Source organism: Dietzia sp. DQ11-71 (assembly GCF_014144995.1).
Classification (GTDB): Bacteria; Actinomycetota; Actinomycetes; order Mycobacteriales; family Mycobacteriaceae; genus Dietzia; species Dietzia kunjamensis.
In genome coordinates this window covers 1-1,260 of the sequence record NZ_JAALDT010000327.1, presented here as the reverse complement: position 1 = coordinate 1,260, position 1,260 = coordinate 1, and the positions used below count along the sequence as shown (strand labels likewise).

The window sequence follows — 1,260 nt, the reverse complement described above, 5'->3', positions numbered from 1 at the left end:
GCGTGCGCGGCGGCGGGCCCGGACCGTGCGTCCGGCTCTGTCGGCAGGTGGACCACGCGGGTCCCGGGGGGACGCTGGGTGTCGTCGAAGGGGCCGGTGACGAGCATCGTGACCTCGTCGCCCCGGTCGCGGAGCGCGGCGACGACCGGCAGCACCCGGTGCAGGTGCCCCCGTCCACGGTTGTGGACGTACACGCCGATCATCGCCCGGTCGCCCCTAGGCCGACCCCCGGGCGGCGCCGACGAGCGCCTCGCAGAAGGCCGGGAGATCGTCGGGCCGGCGGCTCGTGAAGACCCCGTCGTCGCTGACGAGCTCGGAGTCGACCCACTCCGCGCCAGCGTTGACCAGGTCGGTCCGCAGGCTCGGGAAGGAGGTGACCTTCCGGCCGCGCACCACGTCCGCCTCGATGAGGACCCACGGCGCATGGCAGATGGCGAACACGGGCTTGCCGGCCTCGACCATCTCGCGCACGAGGGTCACCGCGTGCTGGTCCCCGCGCAGGGCGTCCGGGTTCGCGACGCCGCCGGGCAGGACGAGCACGTCCACGTCGGCCGCGGAGATGTCCGCACTCGTGCGGTCCACGGGCCGGGTGCCGGCCGGGCTGAGGTGATCGACCAGCCCGACCTCGCCGTCCTCCGTGCTGACGAGGACCGGCCGGAAGCCGGCGTCGGAGACGGCGTCCCACGGTTCGGTGAGCTCGACGCGCTCGATCCCCTCGGAGGCCACGAGGAAGGCGACGGTACGGGTGTCAGTGAGTGCATCCTGTGTCTCGGTCATGATCCCGATCGTGAGGTCCTGCCCGCCGCGCCGCAACCGGTCCGGCGACGGTAGACCCGGCTGCTCCGGTCCGGCACGATACGACCATGGGCAGACGAGATCGGATGGACCGCAGAGGACGTCGCGACGGTAGGCGCGGTGGGTGCGGGTGCGGGTGCTCGCTGGTCCTGCTGCTCCTGCTTCTGGCGGGTCTGGTGGTGGCCGCGGAGTTCGGCGCCCGCTGGTACCTGTCGGACCGGGCCGAGCGCGAGGCGTCGGCGGAGCTCGGGGCGCCGGTGTCCGTGGAGTTCGGGACCAGCCCGGTGTTGTGGGACCTGGCCACGCAGCAGGCCGTGGGCACGGTCCGCCTGACCTCCCCCGGTGACGCCACCGTGCCGCGGATCGACGTGACCGGCTACTCGGTCTCGCAGGTCGACGGCGGTATCCGCGCCGAGTCCGCGGACGGCACCGCGACCCTCAGCGCCGACCAGCTCGCGGCGGCCG

2 protein-coding genes and 1 pseudogene are annotated in these 1,260 nt (G+C 73.8%); 1 reads left to right on the top strand and 2 read right to left on the bottom strand.

All coding sequences use genetic code 11. The features are described from left to right. Together G6023_RS11715 and G6023_RS11710 are read right to left on the bottom strand one after the other, a co-directional pair. Window positions 1-203, bottom strand: a pseudogene (locus G6023_RS11715) (hypothetical protein); the annotation flags it as partial. 13 nt (window positions 204-216) lie between these two features. Beyond that, window positions 217-777: a type 1 glutamine amidotransferase domain-containing protein gene (locus G6023_RS11710; RefSeq protein ID WP_067719144.1), complete on the bottom strand. Its 561-nt coding sequence runs from the start codon at window positions 775-777 to the stop codon at window positions 217-219. A gap of 86 nt (window positions 778-863) precedes the next feature. Here G6023_RS11710 and G6023_RS11705 point away from each other — a divergent pair. After that, a partial coding sequence (locus tag G6023_RS11705; protein ID WP_182635627.1) for an LmeA family phospholipid-binding protein occupies window positions 864-1,260 on the top strand: 397 nt, incomplete at its 3' end.

Coding starts and splice junctions, on each gene's coding strand:
- G6023_RS11710 (WP_067719144.1), bottom strand. CDS start 777: ATGACCGAGACACAGGATGCACTCACTGACACCCGTACCGTCGCCTTC.